The organism is Streptomyces europaeiscabiei (assembly GCF_036346855.1).
Classification (GTDB): Bacteria; Actinomycetota; Actinomycetes; order Streptomycetales; family Streptomycetaceae; genus Streptomyces; species Streptomyces europaeiscabiei.
On sequence record NZ_CP107841.1, the window covers coordinates 699829 to 716918 of the forward strand.

The window sequence follows — 17090 nt, forward strand, 5'->3', positions numbered from 1 at the left end:
TTACGATGGCGGTATGGAGTGGATTGAGGCGAGCACGGACAACTGCCCCGTCCAGCGCACACTCGACGTGGTCGGAGAGAAATGGACGCTGCTGATCCTGCGTGACGCCGTCAACGGAGTCCGCCGCTTCGACGACTTCCACCGCCACATCGGCCTCTCGGAAGCCGTCCTCAGCGACCGGCTCCGGAAACTGACCGCGGCCGGCGTCATGAAGACCGTCCCCTACCAGGAGCCCGGCAGCCGCCCCCGCAACGAGTACCGCCTGACCCGTAAGGGCTGGGACCTGTGGCCCGTCCTGATGGCACTGACCCAGTGGGGCGAGGCCTACGCCCTCAGCTCCGAGGGGCCGGTACTGGACATCCGGCACACCGACTGCGACGCCCCGGTCCGCGTCGTCGTCGAATGCTCCGCGGAACACTCCGCCCTCACCCCCGCGGAAGTCACCGCCCGACCGGGACCAGGGGCCCGCCTCCGATCGTGAGTCATCGCCCACCGGTCCGCACGACCACTGATCAGCAGCGGAATTAGCACACCGATCATCATATTACATACGTCAGGTCATGAATTGGGCCGGCTACGAGTCGGCCCGACGGAGCGAATGGAGGGAGCTCGTGGTGCGTTACGCCAAGGAGCACAAGCAGGTGACGCGGCAGCGCATCATCGAGAGGGCCGGCCACCGGTGAGAGGGCCGGCCACCGGTTCAAGCCGGACGGCATGGACGGCTCGGGCATCTCCACACTGATGTCGGGTGCAGGGCTCACCAACGGTGCCTTCTACGCCCACTTCGCGTCCAAGGACGACCTCGTCGCCCATGTCGTGGCCGACGAACTGCGCACGCGGGTCGCGAGGTACGGCACCCTCCGGCCCGGCCGCGCGGACTCGAGGACCTCATTCGCGAGTATCTGTCGCCTGCCCATCGGGACCGCCCCGGCCTCGGATGCCCTTCCGCCGCCCTGATCGACATGGAACCACTCTTCGAACAGTGCATCGGCGAACTGACCGTCCCCCTCGGCCTGCCCCGGAAGCCCTGACAAGGCGGGACCGTTTCGCGTGATGGTGAAGCGGCCCCGCGGGATGTGACTGTCAGCCGTTGAGAGCGTCGATGAGGGCCTTGGTGACATCCTCCGTCGAGGCGGTGCCGCCGACGTCGCGGGTGAGGATGCCCGCGGCGGTCGTGGCCTCGATCGCCCTGTTCAGGCGGGCCGCCTGGTCGGGCAGGCCGAAGTGCTCCAGCATCAGCGCGGCGCTGCCGACCGCGCCGATGGGGTTGGCCAGGCCCTGCCCGGCGATGTCCGGGGCGGAGCCGTGGACCGGCTCGAACATGCTCGGGAAGCGGCGCTCGGGGCTGAGGTTGGCGCTGGCCGCCAGGCCCAGGCTGCCGGCCAGGGCGCTGCCGAGGTCGGACAGGATGTCGGCGTTGAGGTTGGAAGCGACGACGACCGAGAGATCCTCGGGGCGCAGGACGAACTTTGCGGACATCGCGTCCACGAGCACGCTCTCGGTCTCGACGTTCGGGTAGTCGGCGGCGACGCGCTTGAAGACGTCGTCCCACAGGACCATGCCGTACTGCTGGGCGTTGCTCTCGGTGACGGAGGAGACCTTCTTTCGCGCCCTGGTGCACGCCAGATCGAAGGCGAACCGCATGATCCGCTCGCAGCCCACCTCGGTGAACAGGGCGGACTGGACGGCGACTTCACCGCCCTGTCCGCGAGCGGAGAGGTTGCGGCCGCCGAGACCCGCGTACTCGCCCTCGCTGTTCTCGCGGACGACGACCCAGTCCAGCTCGGTGTCGTCGGCCTTGCGCAGGGGGCTCTGTACGCCGGGCAGGAAGTGCACGGGCCGGACGTTGGCCCACTGGTCGAAGTTCTGGCAGATCCTCAGGCGCAAGCCCCACAGGCTGACGTGGTCGGGGACGGTCGGCCAGCCGACCGCGCCGAAGTAGATCGCGTCGAAGTCCTTGAGCTGCTCCAGGCCGTCGTCGTCCATCATGTTGCCGGTGCGCTCGTAGTACTCACAGCCCCAGGGGAACTCCTCCCAGCCGAAGGCGAAGGGCTCGGCGGAGTCCCGGGAGTTCTCGGCCAGGGCGTCCAGGACGGCCCGCCCGGCGGCGACGACCTCCTTGCCCACCCCGTCGGCGGGGATGGCGGCGATACGGAACGTGCGGGGTGCGGCTGTCATGGGTGCCTCCGGCTCGCGTCGTGCGGTCGGATTCGAGTCAACACACCGACCTCGCGGTGCGTCCAAGACCTGCTTTCGATACGACGTATAGGCGTGGCCGATCGGTCCTGCGTCACGCAGTACGGGCCCGCCGCTCCGCCAGCGCCCCGGTGAGAGCGAGGAACGCCCGCGCGGCCGGTGTGAGGTGCGCGGGCAGACTGACCATCGCCACGTGGAGGCACCGGGGTGGGCGTCGCGGTCCTGCCCTCCGCCTGGGCTCGGCTGGCCCGCCGATGCGGTGCCGTGGTCGCCCCCATCGAGCCGACCGCGTCGACGTGCGGTGGTCCACGACCGTCACGATCTCCGTTCCGGTGCCGCCCGCGGTGATGTCGTCCACGATGCTGCGCATCAGGCTGGCCTCACATCCGGGATCTCAGCACGTCGACCTCACAGCCCGACGCGAACGGGTCGAAGCCGTGCTCGATCAGCCAGCGAACTGCCAGCAGGCTTCGCAGCGACCACCACGCGTGGATCACGTCGAGGTCGACGTCGGTGCCATAGCCGGCGATGACGTCGTCGAGGTGCTCCTCGTGTCCGAGCGTGAAGGTGGCGAGGTCGTACAGGGCATCCCCCTGGCCCGCCTCGGACCAGTCGATGATGCCCGTGACCTCGTCGCCGTCGACGAAGACGTGCGCGATCTGCAGGTCGCCGTGCGTGAACGCCGCAGTCCACGGCCGCAGCGCGGCCTCGGCGACCTGGCGGTTGCGGGTGACCAGGTCGGCGGGCAGGAGGCCGTTCGTCACGAGCGACTCGCACTCGTCGTCGAGTTGTGCCGCCAGCGCGACGATGCTCCGGCCGGCCCCGCCGGGCCGGGGCGGCAGCGGCGCGTCGTGCAGCTTCCGGATGGTGGCGCCCGCCGCGGCCCACGCCGCCGGCGACCCGGTCGACGGCCCGCCGAGGCGCCCAAGCGTCGTCCCCGGGAGTGCGGCGATCGCGAGCACGTGCGGCTTGTGCCACAGGACCTCCGGGGTCGGGACCGGCGCGAGGGACATCGCCTCGACCTCGACGTCGATGCGCGCCTGATCGGCGTCCACCTTCAGGAACACGTCGCCGACGCGCAGAGTCGCGCGCTCGGAATGGGCGACGACGACTTCGACCTCATCCATGGGCGACCAGTATCCCGGGGATGATCGCCGACGTCGCCAGGTTTATCGCGTGCGATAACGCGGCTGACCGCGTCCCGCTACCCGGCGGCCTCGTGCACGACACCGACCTCTGACCAGGTCAAGCCCACCACTTTTGTCAGGAGTCCTAAGTATCTCCGGAGCATCACGTTGACCTGCACTTTTGCCAACCAGCTCCAGCAGTACGGGGAGGTGTCTGCCGAGCACTTGGCGCATCGGGTACAGATTCGTAGATCTTCCTGCCCTGCACCGCAAGAAGGCCCCCTCCCTCCTCAGGCTGCCTGCACGGCGTGCTGCGTGCCCTCCACGAGGCGGGCCGTGACGTGCCGGGCGCGACGCCAGCCCGGTCGGCTACGACGACATCCCCGAGGCCGCATACGCATGGCCTCCGTTGACCACGGTGCGGTATGACTTCGGCGAGGCCGCGCGTCGCGCGCTGGAACTCCTTGTCGCCCAGATCGAGGGCGGGCCGAGAACAGGAACCCTGGTCGCGCTGGAGCCCGAACTGGTTGTACGGGGCAGCAGCGGCCCTCCTACCTGACTGCGGAGTCGGAACCAGCGGATCTTCCGGGACTACCTGCCCGCCCATCCCGGGGACGCGAACCGGTACACGCAGCTCGAGCAGGCGATCGTCGCCGCTGGTACGGGACCGGCCGGTGAACCCTTCCAGCCAGAGCAGCAGCGACTACTCGAACCGGCTCCAAGCGGCGGACGCCCGTTCGGCGTTGGCCGCGGCCTGGCGGTGTCCCTTGCCTGTGCGGCATGCCCCACCCTCATTTCGGCGGACGGGAGATCATGGGCCGACCGGCCTCCATCATCTCGGCGACCCGGGTCGTCGTCTCCCGCAGCCACATGTGCGCCGCGTCGTGCATGTGGACCGGATGCCACCACAAGGCCTGCTGGAGCGGCACGGCGTCATAGGGCGGTTCCATGATGCGGACGGGTGCCATTCCGTCCAGCTCGTCGGCGAGACGCCTCTGAAAGAGAGCTACCCGACGGGTGCCTGCGACCAGGAGTGGCATCAGCTGGAAACTGTCGACGGAGACCGCCACGCGCGGCTCGATGCCGAGCATGGCGATCTGGCGGGCGGCGGGGGCGTCGTAGGCTCGTTGGTACGTCACCCACGGCAGCCGGGCCAGGTCGTCGAGGGTGAGCTGCTCGCCGACCTCCGGGTTGTCGTCCGCGACCAGGAAGACCCAGCTGTCCTGGTAGAGCTCGACCGTGGGGAAGCCGCGAATGATGCCGTGGGGCAGCAGCAGCCCGTCCACGCTGCTGAGCAGCGACCCGGTGCTGTCGATGAATTCGTTCGGTACCTGTTTGAACCTTAGCCGTATGCCTGGTGCCTCGGCTTGGACGGTGCGGGCGAGTTCGATGCCGAATACAGCAACCGCATAGTCCGAGGCGATCAGCGTGAACTCGCGTTCCTCGCGGGAGGGGTTGAATTCGGCCTGACTGGCGAAGACGCGCTCCAGCAGGTCGCATGCAGTGGTGGTTCGGTCGAGGAGGGCCTGCCCGAGGGCGGTCAGTTCGTACCCTCCGCCCACCCGGGCGAGCAGGTCGTCGTCGAAGTGGCGACGCAGCCGGGCCAGGGCCGCGCTCATCGCGGGTTGACTGAGCCCGATGCGCTGGCCGGCCCTGGTGACGTTGCGCTCCTGCAGGAGTGCGCGCAGGGCAACGACGAGGTTGAGGTCCAGGCTGGCCAAGTTCACGAAGCATCCCAATTCCGGAGCCGGGCCCCGTCCGTCGGTATTCACCGGCTGGATTCTCATATACAGGAAATCGATTTCCCTGATTGCAATCTACGGGCCAGATTAGTGGCACCGCAATCGGGAGGACATCTCCGTGAAATCCGCAGCCACGTCGGCACTCTTCACCCCCTTCTCCGGACCGTTCGCCATCGGCACCCTTTCGGCACCGGCCGAGGCCAGGTTCCCGGGCCTCGTGACGCCGGACGGCCGAGCGCTCGACCTGCGTACGACACTGGACGAACCCGCGTTGACCACGCTCACGCTTCTGGAGCGCTGGGACGAGGAGTTGCCCCGCCTGCACACCCTCGCCGGGGACCCGGCGCGCGACTGGCGGCCGCTGGCGGACCTGGTGGTGCACGCGCCCGTCGAGCCCCGGCAGATCTTCCAGTCCGGCGCCAACTACCGGCAGCACGTGATCGACCTGGCGGTCGCACACCGCGCCCCGGACGACCCGCGCACCGTCGAGGAGTCCCGCGCCGAGGTCGCGGCGGTCATGGACAAGCGGGCTGCCGAGGACCTCCCGTACGTCTTCGTCGGCCTGCCGACCACGATCAGCGGTCCCTACGACGACGTGGTACTACCCGACTGGGCCGAGAAGCCCGACTGGGAACTGGAGCTGGTCGCGGTGATCTCCCGCCCCGCCTACCGGGTCACCGTGGAGGATGCGCTGGAGTACGTCGCGGGCTACACCATCGCCAACGACCTGACCGACCGCGCGACCGTCTTCCGCCGGGACATGCCCCCGATCGGCACCGACTGGCTGCGCAGCAAGAACGCCCCCGGCTTCACCCCACTCGGCCCGTGGATCGTCCCGGCCGACTCCATCGCCGACCCGTCCGACCTTCAGGTCACCCTGAGACTCAACGGCGAGACCATGCAGGACGAGTCCACCAAGGACATGGTCTTCGGCGTCGCACGGCTGGTCTCGTACATCTCCCAGAGCGCCCAACTCCTGCCCGGCGACCTGGTTCTGACCGGCAGCCCGGCCGGAAACGGCATCCACTGGGGCCGGCTGCTGCGCGACGGAGACGTGATGGACGGCTCGGTCACCGGGCTCGGCGCCCAGCGCACCCGCTGTGTCGCGGAGGAGGACCGATGAGCGCCGACCGTATCGACCGTACGGATCCCGAGACGGCGATCGACGAGGCCGCCAAGGCGTACTCGAACTGGGGCCGCTGGGGCGAGGACGACGTGCTCGGCACGCTCAACTTCCTCGACGAGGCCAAGCGCCGCGAGGGCGCGGCCCTGATCCGCGACGGCGTCAGCTTCTCCTTGTCCCAGGCCTTCGACATGGACGGCCCGCAGAAAGGCTGGCGGCGGCGTACCAATCCGGTGCACACCATGCTCGCCACCGGCACCGACGCAGCCCTGGGCGGCCAGGGCTTTCCGCACGGTTTCGGTGGCGCCGACGACGTGATCGCCATGCCCTTGCAGTGCTCCACCCAATGGGACGGCCTCGGGCACATCTTCGATCACGGCAAGGCGTGGAACGGCCGCCCGGCGGAGAAGGTTGTCACCTCCGAAGGCGACCTGGTCACCGGCATCGAGCACATGGCACCGCACGTCGCCGGGCGGGGCGTCCTCCTTGACGTGGGTCTGGTCGTCGGCCAGGACGGCGAACTGCCCGACGGCTTCGCCATCACCGAGGAGCACCTGACCGAAACCGCAGCCTCGCACGGTGTGAGCGTCGGTCGTGGCGACCTGGTCCTCGTGCGCACCGGGCGGCTGACCCGCGCCCGCCACGAAGGCTGGGGCGACTACGCGGGCGGGCCGGCGCCGGGGCTGAGCTTCAGCACGGCCGGCTGGCTTCACCGGAGCGAGATCGCCGGGATCGCCACCGACACCTGGGGCTTCGAGGTGCGGCCCAACGAGTTCGACCACGCCTTCCAGCCGCTGCACCAGGTCGCCATCCCCCACATCGGTCTGCTCATCGGTGAGATGTGGGACCTCGACGCCCTCGCCGCACATAGCGCCGCCGACGGCCGGTACGAGTTCTGGCTCACCGCCGCGCCGCTGCCCATCACCGGATCCGTCGGCTCACCGGTGAATCCCATCGCCGTCAAGTAGCGCCTGGACTGCCGGGCGGGCCGCGCCCGGACGGCCACGCCACTCTCACCCGCCCGGCCTGCAAGCCCTCCTCTGCCGCTCGAAGTCGCGCGGCACCATCTCAGGGAGAACCCATGAACGACCCCCGTCCCCGCACCGTCCTCGTCATAGGCGGCGGCGCGTCCGGCAACGCCGTGACCGTGCTGCTGCGGCGGGCGGGCATCGCCGTGGAACTGATCGAGGCCAAACCCGACTGGAACGTGCTCGGCTCCGGCATCACCCTCCAGGGCAACGCGCTGCGCGTGCTGCGCGAAGTGGGCGTATGGGACAAGGTCCGGGAGAGCGGCTACGCCGTCGCCGCCGTCGGCCTGGCCGCGCCCGACGGGACCGTGTTCCATGTCCAGCAGGACATCCGCACCGGTGGGGACGACCTGCCCCCGATCTTCGGCATGCAGCGGCCCCGGCTCCAGGAGATTCTGTGTGAGGCCGTTCTCGAGAGCGGCGCGACGATACGCCTTGGCATCACCGCCGAGGAACTGGTCCAGGACGCATTCGGCGTCACCGCCCGGTTCAGCGACGGCACCGAGGGCCGCTACGGCCTTGTCATCGCCGCCGACGGCGTCGGCTCGCACACGCGCGCGATGATCGGCATCAGCGACAAACCCGAACCGACCGGCATGGCCATCTGGCGCGTCCCCGCGCCCCGCCCCGAGGGCGTGGAGCGCATGGACCTGTCCTACGGCGGACCGTGCTACATCGCCGGTTACTGCCCCACCAGCAAGAACACCATCTACGCCTACCTCGTCGAGGCCAACCGCGACCGCGCCTGCATCGACCCGGCCTCGTACGCGGACGAGATGCGTCGGCTGGCCGGGCCCTACGGGGGTGCGTGGCCGGAGATCGCCGCGAGCATCACCGACCCCGCCAAGGTCAATTACACCTGGTTCGACCGGCTGCTCGTCGAGGGCTCCTGGCACCGCGGCCGGGTCGTCCTGATCGGTGACGCGGCCCACGTCTGTCCCCCCACGCTCGCGCAGGGCGCGGCCATGTCGCTGGAGGACGCCTCCGTACTGGCCGAGATGCTGAGCGAGGAGCAGGACTGGAGTTCCCTCGACGCCCTGCTGACCGGCTTCTACGAACGCCGGATCGACCGTGTCCGCATGGTGGTCGAAGCGTCCGTGCAACTCGGTCAGTGGCAGCTGGACGGCGTCCGTGACGCCGACGCACCCGGTCTGATGGGCCGCACGATGTCCGTCCTCAAGGAGACCCCGTGAACCCCGTGAACCCCGTGAACTCCATGAGTTCCCAGGACAGCGCGCCCACGATCGACGTCCACGCGCACGTCCTGCTCCCTCAGGTCGAGGACGCCGTTGCCCGACACCCCGGGCTGGCCGCCGCCCGCGATCTCGACGCCCGCCGCAACGGCCCCGAAGCCATTGCCGTCAGCGGTCCGATGTTCCGGGACCGCTTCCCGAAACTGACCGACGTCAAGGCCCGGCTCGCCGCGATGGACGCCTCCGGGATCGACGTCCAGCTGGTCTCGCCGTCTCCGTCGCACTACCACTACTGGGCCGACGAGGACCTGGCCCGTACGGTGTGGGAACTGGCCAACGAGGGCACCGCCGCGCATGTCGCCCAGGACCCGGAACGGTTGCACGGCCTCGGCCTCGTCCCGCTCCAGCACCCGGGCCTCGCCGTCGAAGCCCTCGAACACGCCCTCGACCTGGGGCTGCGCGGTGTCGAGATCTCCAGTCACGCGCCGGGACGCGAACTGTCGGACCCCGCGTACGAACCGTTCTGGACACGGGCCGAGGAAACCGGCGCGATCCTCTTCCTGCATCCCTTCGGCTGCACGCTCGACGAGCGCCTCAACCGGTGGTACCTGTCCAACACCGTCGGCCAACCGACCGAGAACGCCGTCGCCCTGTCCCATCTGATCTTCTCCGGAGTCCTGGACCGGCACCCGGGGTTGCGCGTCGTCGCCGCCCACGGCGGCGGCTATCTGCCCACGCACATCGGCCGCTCCGACCACGCCTGGCTCGCCCGCACCGACACCCGTGGCTGCGCGCACCCGCCCAGCAGCTACCTCAAGCAGCTGCACTTCGACTCTCTTGTCCACGACCCGGACGTCCTGCGCGAGCTGATCCGGGTGGCCGGCCCGGACCGGGTACTTCTCGGCTCCGACTTCCCCTTCGACATGGGCACCGACGACCCGCTCGGCGCTCTGCGCGACGTCACGGACCTGCCTGCCCCCCACTTCCACGCCGTGCGCGGCGGCAACGCTGCAGCGCTGCTCCGCCTTGTCTGAACCATCTGAACCGCAGAGGAGAACCCCCACCATGAGCACACGTCTGCTCACCCACCTGCGCCACGTCGACCTCGCCGTGCCGGACTACGACAAGCAGCTCGACTTCTACGCCGGCGTCTGGGGCCTGACCAAGGTCGCCGAGGACTCCGGCATCTCCTTCCTGGCCGCCGAGGGCTCCCCCGAGCAGTACGTCGTCCGGCTCCGCAAGGCCGAGGAGAAGCGCCTCGACCTCATCTCCTACGGCGCGGCGAACCCCACCGACGTGGACACACTCGCCGAGCAACTCCTCGCGGGTGGAGTGCGGTTGATCTCCCGGCCGGGCAAGGTCGACACCCCCGGCGGCGGCTACGGCTTCCGCTTCTTCGACATCGACGGCCGCACCATCGAGGTCTCGGCCGACGTCGAGGCGCGCCGGCACCGTCGTGTCGAGGAGAAGGAGTCCATTCCTGTCCGTCTCTCGCACGTCGTCCTGAACTCCCCCGACATCAACGCCACCCGCGCCTGGTACGAGCAGCACCTCGACTTCCGGCTGTCCGACACGATGACCTTGCCGCACATGGGCGAGGTCATGCACTTCATGCGGATCAGCAACCAGCACCACTCCATGGCCATCGCCAGCGGTCCGCACACCTCCCTGCAGCATCTCTCCTTCGAGATGCGCGGCATCGACGAGTACATGCGCGGCTCCGGCCGCGTGATGCGCTCCGGCGCCCGCAAGATCTGGGGCCCCGGGCGGCACATGGCGGGCGACAACACCTTCACGTACTTCCTCGACCCGCACGGCAACACCGTGGAGTACACCACCGAGCTCGAAAAACTGGACGAGGACACCTGGCACCCGCACATCTACGACCTGACGAAGCCCGAGAACGCCGACCAGTGGGGCACGTCCAACGCAATGAACGAGATGGTCGCCAAGGAAATGCTCAACGACGTCGACCGCGGCGTCTTCGTCGCTCCGCCGGTCTGATCCCTTGACCCCGGGGGCTCGGCGCACTCCCCCGCCCTGCCACGCCGCCGCGCCCCCGGCCTGTGTCAACCCTCCCAGCTCCCTAGGACTGCCATGCGTTTCGCCACCTACGAACAGCACGGCCGCAGCCGTCTCGCCACCGTCGAGGACGACGGCACCCTTTACCCCTGCCCCGGCACGGGGACGCTTCTCGACCTGATCCAGGCCGGTCCCGATCCACTGCGCGAGGCGGGCAACGCAAGCCTGGACGTGCCGCGCGGCCCGCACGTCTCCCAGGTGCGACTGCTGCCGCCGCTCCAACCGCCGTCCGTACGCGACTTCGTCACGTTCGAGGAGCACGTCGAGGGCGTACGGCGCAGCATCGACGGACTCCCGGGCGCCCCGGACGCCTGGTACGACGCGCCCACCTTCTACTTCACCAACCCCTATGCGGTCATGGGCGCTCACGACGACGTCCCCGTGCCGCCCGGCAGCCAGGCACTGGACTTCGAACTCGAAGTCGCCGCCGTCATCGGCCGCGAGGGCCGCGACCTCACCCCCGAGCAGGCCCGCAACCACATCATCGGCTACACCGTCTACAACGACTGGTCCGCCCGCGACCTCCAGTCCCGCGAGATGCAGGTCGGCCTCGGTCCCTGCAAGGGCAAGGACACAGCCACCACCCTCGGCCCCTACCTCGTCACCGCGGACGAACTGGAGCCCTACCGCGACAGCGACGGATTCCTACGCCTGGCGCTGACCGCCGAGATCAACGGCGAGGTCGTCGGCAAGGACCTGCTGTCCAACATGAGCTGGACCTTCGAGGAGATGACCGCATACGCCTCCAGGGGCACCTACGTACGCCCGGGCGATGTACTCGGCTCCGGCACCTGCGGCAACGGCGGCTGCCTCGCCGAACTCTGGGGCGTACGCGGCCGCCAGGACCCGCCGCCGCTCAAGCCCGGCGACATCGTCACCCTCACCGTCGAGGGCATCGGCAGCGTCTCCAACACCGTGGTACCCGGTGCCGAACCGGTGGCCGTCCCCCGCGCCCGTAGGCGCCCGCGAACGCGCCCGTGAACCACGCGGCGCAGAGCAAGGCCGGCCGACAAGGTCGTCGTCACCGGGGCCGCACGCGGGCAGGGCAGGGCACGGTCGAGGCGCCCGCCCGGGACTGCACCGACCAGTTCAGTTCGCCGACTTCACCGACGCCAAAGGCATCGACCGGAATCGGCCGGCCCTTTCAACCGTGATGCACCTCGGATTCTGCCGCGACCATCCCTGTCCACAGAGACACACTCAAAGTGACCGGCAGCGCGCGGCCCGCCGCCCCGGCGGCCGGCACGAACTGATCAGGGCGACATACAAGTCTACCGAGGGCTCAAACCGAGGCTGGGACAGCCAGGACCCGTTCGACGAGCACGGGCCACGCGCACACCCAGGACCTCCTGCCCGAGCACCGAGCCTGTATGGGAGAGGCCCGCCCTCACCATCTACCAGGTCAACGACGATCAAGACTGAGGAACCCACCATGAAGAAGCTTCCCGTCAAGCGCGGCCGTGTCGCCGTCATCGGCGCAGGGCCCGGTGGCATGGCCGCCACACTCTCCGTCCACCAGGCCGGCCATGAGGTCGTGCTGTTCGAGCGCTACCCGCACGCCAGACCCGCCGGCAACATCCTCAACCTGTGGCCGCCCCCCATCAAGGCACTCGGGCTGCTCGGAGTGAACACCGAGGACCTGGGTGCGCCCTGTACGTCCGAGTTCCGCAACGCCCGCGGCCGCCGCCGGGTCCGCGCGGCCCTTCCGGAGCAGGTTGTCCGCGACTACGGCGGCGGCTTCATCGGTCTGCTGCGCCCCGAGCTGTACGAGCGGCTGCTCGATGCGCTTCCCGAGGGAGTCCTGCGGGTCAACCACACGGTCGAGCGCGTCGAGCAGGACGAGACCGGTGTTCGACTGCACCTCGGGGACGGACGAGTCCACGAGGCGGACCTAGTGATCGGCGCGGACGGCATCGATTCCCTGGTCCGGCGCACTCTGTGGGGCGACAGCACCAAGCGCGAGCACAACCTGCACATCTTCGGCGGCTACACCTTCGACGAGAGCGTCGAGACCGAACCCGGGATGTGCGTCCTCTCCCACACCCGCACTGTGCAGGGCAGCTGGACCGCCATCCGCCACAAGGGACGTGACGGCCACCAGTGGTGGATGCTCGAAGCGTTCGACGCGAGCCGGGAATTCACCGGGGACCTGCACTCGACCGCGACCAGCCTCGGCCAGGCCTTCGCCCGTCCGCTCCCCCAACTGATCACCGCGACCGACCCCGCTCACGTTCAGCGCTGGGTGATCCGCGACCGAAAGCCGCTGAAGCAGTGGTCCAAGGGCCGTGCCACTCTCGTCGGCGACGCCGCTCATCCCACGTCCCCGTACGCCGGGTACGGCGCAGGTATGGCCACCGAGGACGGCTATTTCATCGGCCGCCGCCTGGCAGGGGTGGACCTGAGCGACTACGCCGCTGTCCGCCAGGCACTCGACGCCTTCGAGGCCCCCCGCAAGCCGCACACCGCCCGACAGTCCCAGCACGCCTACGCCCTCGGGCAGGTCTTCCATCACGCGCCTCGCGCTCTGCAACCGCTCCGAGACGCGATCCTGGACCACACCCCACTGATGCAGAAGGTGGTCGGTGACTCCACCCCCATGTCGATCCTCACTCAGCTCGGTGAGATCGACCGGGCCGAAGCCCGCTTCACCGCGCTCCTCGGCCTCGGCCTCGGCGAGACACACGACACCGCTTCCTGAACCGCGTGGCTGGGGCCGCGCCCGCGCCCGGCGGGGCCGGCGCCGCCCCAGAACAGCAGCCCGCCCGACGCACGCCCCGGCACAGACGCCCTGCGTTCATCAAGAAGTCGAGAACAACCTCTCCTACGCTCCGCGACCGTCGGTCAACGCATCGCTGGGGTCGCTCGGAGGTGGCCGAGCGCGGACTGGGGTTCGCCGCCGACAACTCGGCCACAGCCGGGTCACGGGTACACCGAGCACCACGCCGATCGAGAACAGCGTGTCCACCATGGGATTGCCCGCGCCCTGCTCCAGATTCGAGAGCGCCTGCTTCGCCAGCCCCGCCTGTCCGGCCAACTCCGCCAGGGACAAGCCCCGTTGCTCTCCGAGATGGAGTCAACGCCGCACCCGGGGCATCCCCAGGCCGATCCACGAGATGATCTCGCGCTGGATCTCGTTGTTGCCGCCGCCGAAGGTGAAGATGACGGCCGAGCGGTAGCCGCGTTCGAGTTCGCCGTGGAGGACCGCGCCCGCCGAGCCCTCCTTGAGGGCGCCGGCGGTGGCGACGATCTCCATGAGCCAGGCGTAGGCGTCGCGGCGGGCCTCGGAGCCGTAGACCTTGACGGCGGAGGCGTCCTGCGGGGTGAGGGTGCCCTCCTGGAGGGCGCTGACCATGCGCCAGTTGAGGAGCTTGAGGGCGTCGAGTCTGGTGTGGGTCTGGGCGAGGCGGCGGCGGACCCAGGGCAGGTCGATGACGCGGCGGCCGTCGGCGAGCTTGGTCTCCATGGCCCAGCGCTGGACGTTGTGCAGGGAGCGGATGGCCATGGTGCCGTGGGCGGCGAGGGTGACGCGTTCATGGTTGAGCTGGTTGGTGATCAGGCGCCAGCCCTTGTTCTCCTCGCCGACGCGGCGGGAGACGGGGACGCGGATGTTCTCGTAGTAGCTGGCGGTGGTGTCGTGCGAGGCGAGGGTGTTGATGAGGGTGCAGGAGTAGCCGGGTTCCGTGGTCGGCACGAGGAGCATGGTGATGCCCTTGTGGGGCGGGGCGTCGGGGTCCGTGCGGACCGCGAGCCATACCCAGTCGGCCGTGTCACCGTTGGTCGTCCAGATCTTCTGCCCGTTGACGACGTACTCGTCGCCTTCCCTGACCGCGCGGGTCTTCAGCGAGGCCAGGTCCGTGCCGGCGTCGGGTTCGCTGTAGCCGATGGCGAAGTCGAGTTCACCGGAGAGGACGCGCGGCAGGAAGTACGACTTCTGCTCCTCGGTGCCGAACTGCATGATCGTCGGGCCGACGGTGTTGAGCGCCATCAGCGGCAGCGGGACGCCGGCCTGGGCTGCCTCGTCGAAGAAGATGAACTGTTCGATGGCGGTCAGGCCGCGTCCGCCGTACTCCTTGGGCCAGCCGACCCCGAGCCAGCCGTCGGTTCCGAGGCGGCGGATGGTCTCACGGTAGAAGCGCTTCTGCGCCGCCGGGTCGGCGTGGCGGGTGTAGGAGCCCTCCGGGACCAACTGGGCGAAGTAGGCGCGCAGTTCGGTGCGCAACCGCTGCTGCTCGGGCGTGTTTTCGAGGTGCACGGCGCCTCCAGGCTCCCCAAGGCCGACCTGACGGCGCACACGCTAGAACGTGTTCCAGTAATTGGGAACAGGCGGGAGCGGCAGCCTTTCCCGGCACCCGGTGATCAGCGGAGGGTGGCGAGGAAGTCCGTGCAGGCCCGGGCGCACTCGCGGCAAGCCTCGGCGTCGTTCTCGGCGCCGGGGGAATCGTCGAAGACGCGCGCACATTCCAGGGCCACGGTCCGGCACCACTCCACCTGGAGGCGGATGCCGGCCTCGTCCAGGTTGGCCTCCTCCGAGAGCGCCCTACAGGTGGCGTCGCACACCTCTGCGCACATGATGCCCTTGCGCCGCATCTTTTCCTGGTCTTCGGGCCCGTCCGGATCGGCGAGGCCCGCCCGCAGCGCGCATGCCCGCGCACATTCCGTACACGCCTGCGCACAGGCGAAGCGGTCCTCAAGGAATCGGATGAGTTCCTGCTGGGATGTAGTCGTCGAGGTCACCACAGCCGGGTAGCCGGAGCCGATCCGGCCAAACACGGCGGACGGAATCCGCGCAGTACCCGGTTCGACGGGTCCCGCCGCCCGGCTCAACGGGTTCCGTTTTCGGGACACAGGACAGGGCACCCGGGCACGAGCCGTTCGAAGCGGGCCGATTCACTCGACCTATTGGGGGTATTCATCCCTTATGAACATGGAATGGACTGATATAGCCGCAGAACGTAGTGTGCTGGGTGGTATCGCACCGTTCCTGGCGGGTGTCGTGCTCGTGGCCATGCTGATCGGCGCCGTCTGGCTCGGTGCCCGCGTACGCGCCCGTGAGCCGCGCCGACCGCGCCCCGACGAGCAGCCCCGGATCCCCGAGGGCGGCCCTGTCCATGAGGAGCAGCTGAACCGCGAACCCGACGAGATCCCCAGGAGCGACCGCCGGCTGACACCGTACGAGGTGCACGGCAACCAGGGGACCCGGCCGAGCCCGGACAAGAAGCGGCCGCGCTGGAGCGGGAAGAGCAGCGGCGGCTTCGGCAGCGGCGGCCTGGGCGCGCACTGACACCCGCACCAGACCCGAGACAAGACCCGAGGGGACTGTCGACCGATCGGTTCGACAGTCCCCTCGGCGTTCGGTGTTCGGCGGTCAACCCGGTCAGGAATCGGTCTCCAGCGACAGCCCCGTGTAGTTCTCGGCGAGTTCGGCCGCCGCGTGGCGTGAGGTGGCGACACGGTCGAGCTGGGAGAGCTGGAGCCGGGTCTCGAACGGGGACTGGTCCGGGTCCACGTGGAGGGTCGTGGTCATGAAGTAGGAGAAGTGCTCGGCCCGCCAGACCCGGCGCAGACAGGTGTCGGAGTAGGCGTCGAGCAGCTCGGTCGAGCCGCTCTCCTTGAGCCGGGCGAAGGCGCGGGCCAGCACGATGACGTCGGTGGCGGCCAGATTGAGCCCCTTGGCACCGGTCGGCGGCACGATGTGGGCGGCGTCACCGGCCAGGAGGACCCGTCCGTAGCGCATCGGCTCGGTGACATGGCTGCGCATCGGCAGGACGGCCTTGGAGGTGACGGGCCCACGCTTGAGGCGCCAGCCGGGGTTCGCGGTCAGCGCGAACCGGGCGTCCAGCTCGTCCCAGATCCGCTCGTCGGACCAGTCGGCCGGGTCGGTGCCGTTCGGGACCTGGAGGTAGAGGCGGCTCACGGACGGCGAGCGCATGCTCGCCAGCGCGAAGCCGCGCTCGGAGTGGGCGTAGATCAGCTCGTCGTAGACGGGCGGGGCGTCGGCGAGGATGCCCAGCCAGGAGTAGGGGTACGTCCGCTCGTACGTCGTCCGCACACCGTCCGGGACGGCGTCGCGGGCCACGCCGTGGAAGCCGTCGCAGCCGACCACGTAGTCGCAGGTCAGGGTCTGCTCGCGGCCCTCGTGGGTGTACCGGATGAACGGGCGGTCGCTGTCGGCGCCCTCCACCGCGTGCACCTCGGCCTCGAACAGCAGCGGCCCGCCGTCGGTGAGCTGGAGGGCGATGAGGTCTTTGACGACCTCGGTCTGGGCGTAGACCCACACCCGGCGGCCACCGGTCAGCCCGGGGAAGTCGACGCGGTGGGCGCGGCCGTCGAAGCGCAGTTCGATGCCGTCGTGAGGCATGCCCTCTGCGTTTAGACGGGCGCCGGCGCCCGCGGAGCGCAGCACGTCGACGGTGGCCTGCTCCAGGATTCCGGCGCGCTGACGCTGCTCGACGTAAGCGCGGTCCTTGCGTTCCAGAACCACACTGTCGATTCCCGCGTTGTGCAGCAGACGGGCCAGCAGCAGCCCCGCCGGGCCGCCGCCGATGATGCCGACAGTGGTGTGCATTGAGTACTCCTCGTCGTTGAGGACGAGCCGCGTC

17 protein-coding genes and 1 pseudogene are annotated in these 17090 nt (G+C 69.4%); 11 read left to right on the plus strand and 7 right to left on the minus strand.

The genetic code is table 11. The annotated features are described in order from the left end of the window. Positions 1-13 precede the first annotated feature (13 nt). Both OG858_RS03265 and OG858_RS03270 read left to right on the plus strand, forming a co-directional pair. Positions 14-481 carry a winged helix-turn-helix transcriptional regulator gene (locus OG858_RS03265; protein ID WP_328545155.1) on the plus strand — a complete coding sequence of 156 codons (468 nt, stop codon included), beginning with the start codon at positions 14-16 and terminating at the stop codon, positions 479-481. A 130-nt stretch (positions 482-611) separates the two neighbouring features. After that, positions 612-962, plus strand: a pseudogene (locus OG858_RS03270) (TetR/AcrR family transcriptional regulator); the annotation flags it as partial. A 121-nt stretch (positions 963-1083) separates the two neighbouring features. Here the strand turns inward: OG858_RS03270 and OG858_RS03275 are convergent. Beyond that, positions 1084-2178, minus strand: coding sequence for a tartrate dehydrogenase (locus OG858_RS03275; RefSeq protein ID WP_319266206.1), 1095 nt, complete (start codon positions 2176-2178; stop codon positions 1084-1086). 398 nt (positions 2179-2576) lie between these two features. Beyond that, positions 2577-3323 (minus strand): phosphotransferase family protein, encoded by a 747-nt coding sequence (locus tag OG858_RS03280; RefSeq protein ID WP_319266208.1) that lies wholly within the window; start codon positions 3321-3323, stop codon positions 2577-2579. Positions 3324-3732: 409 nt separating this feature from the next. Between OG858_RS03280 and OG858_RS03285 the strand changes: the two genes are divergently transcribed. Beyond that, positions 3733-3882: a substrate-binding domain-containing protein gene (locus OG858_RS03285; protein WP_327723255.1), complete on the plus strand. Its 150-nt coding sequence runs from the start codon at positions 3733-3735 to the stop codon at positions 3880-3882. A gap of 232 nt (positions 3883-4114) precedes the next feature. On the opposite strand, the gene OG858_RS03290 is transcribed toward OG858_RS03285, so the two are convergent. Next, complete coding sequence (locus OG858_RS03290; RefSeq protein ID WP_086750398.1) at positions 4115-5050, minus strand: LysR family transcriptional regulator; 936 nt, start codon at positions 5048-5050, stop codon at positions 4115-4117. A gap of 133 nt (positions 5051-5183) precedes the next feature. Between OG858_RS03290 and OG858_RS03295 the strand changes: the two genes are divergently transcribed. The 7 genes from OG858_RS03295 (at position 5184) to OG858_RS03325 (ending at position 13189) form a co-directional block, all read left to right on the plus strand. Next, on the plus strand, positions 5184-6188 hold the full coding sequence (locus OG858_RS03295) for a fumarylacetoacetate hydrolase family protein (protein WP_408059373.1): 1005 nt from the start codon (positions 5184-5186) through the stop codon (positions 6186-6188). After that, positions 6185-7156, plus strand: a complete 972-nt coding sequence (locus tag OG858_RS03300) for a cyclase family protein (protein ID WP_328545154.1) — start codon at positions 6185-6187, stop codon at positions 7154-7156. Before OG858_RS03295 ends, OG858_RS03300 begins: the two co-directional genes overlap by 4 nt. Before the next feature lie 113 nt (positions 7157-7269). Beyond that, positions 7270-8409: an FAD-dependent oxidoreductase gene (locus tag OG858_RS03305; protein ID WP_086750401.1), complete on the plus strand. Its 1140-nt coding sequence runs from the start codon at positions 7270-7272 to the stop codon at positions 8407-8409. Positions 8410-8432: 23 nt separating this feature from the next. Beyond that, positions 8433-9443 (plus strand): amidohydrolase family protein, encoded by a 1011-nt coding sequence (locus OG858_RS03310; protein WP_086750410.1) that lies wholly within the window; start codon positions 8433-8435, stop codon positions 9441-9443. Positions 9444-9474: 31 nt separating this feature from the next. Then, the gene (locus OG858_RS03315; RefSeq protein ID WP_086750402.1) at positions 9475-10413 is read left to right on the plus strand and encodes a VOC family protein; all 939 of its coding nucleotides are present in this window, start codon (positions 9475-9477) and stop codon (positions 10411-10413) included. A gap of 93 nt (positions 10414-10506) precedes the next feature. Further along, complete coding sequence (locus OG858_RS03320) at positions 10507-11472, plus strand: fumarylacetoacetate hydrolase family protein (protein WP_086750403.1); 966 nt, start codon at positions 10507-10509, stop codon at positions 11470-11472. Positions 11473-11923: 451 nt separating this feature from the next. After that, positions 11924-13189 (plus strand): FAD-dependent oxidoreductase, encoded by a 1266-nt coding sequence (locus tag OG858_RS03325; protein WP_319316385.1) that lies wholly within the window; start codon positions 11924-11926, stop codon positions 13187-13189. Positions 13190-13312: 123 nt separating this feature from the next. Here the strand turns inward: OG858_RS03325 and OG858_RS03330 are convergent, their stop codons facing one another. From OG858_RS03330 to OG858_RS03340, 3 genes are all read right to left on the minus strand, one after another. Further along, complete coding sequence (locus OG858_RS03330; protein ID WP_327723256.1) at positions 13313-13540, minus strand: helix-turn-helix domain-containing protein; 228 nt, start codon at positions 13538-13540, stop codon at positions 13313-13315. A 24-nt stretch (positions 13541-13564) separates the two neighbouring features. Continuing rightward, positions 13565-14743, minus strand: a complete 1179-nt coding sequence (locus tag OG858_RS03335; protein ID WP_086749300.1) for an acyl-CoA dehydrogenase family protein — start codon at positions 14741-14743, stop codon at positions 13565-13567. 104 nt (positions 14744-14847) lie between these two features. Then, a complete protein-coding gene (locus tag OG858_RS03340; protein ID WP_086749302.1) occupies positions 14848-15225 on the minus strand; it encodes a ferredoxin in 378 nt (125 codons plus the stop codon). A 184-nt stretch (positions 15226-15409) separates the two neighbouring features. Between OG858_RS03340 and OG858_RS03345 the strand changes: the two genes are divergently transcribed. After that, on the plus strand, positions 15410-15772 hold the full coding sequence (locus tag OG858_RS03345; protein ID WP_086749301.1) for a DUF6479 family protein: 363 nt from the start codon (positions 15410-15412) through the stop codon (positions 15770-15772). Positions 15773-15865: 93 nt separating this feature from the next. On the opposite strand, the gene OG858_RS03350 is transcribed toward OG858_RS03345, so the two are convergent. Next, the gene (locus OG858_RS03350; protein WP_328545153.1) at positions 15866-17056 is read right to left on the minus strand and encodes a 4-hydroxybenzoate 3-monooxygenase; all 1191 of its coding nucleotides are present in this window, start codon (positions 17054-17056) and stop codon (positions 15866-15868) included. Positions 17057-17090: the final 34 nt, after the last annotated feature.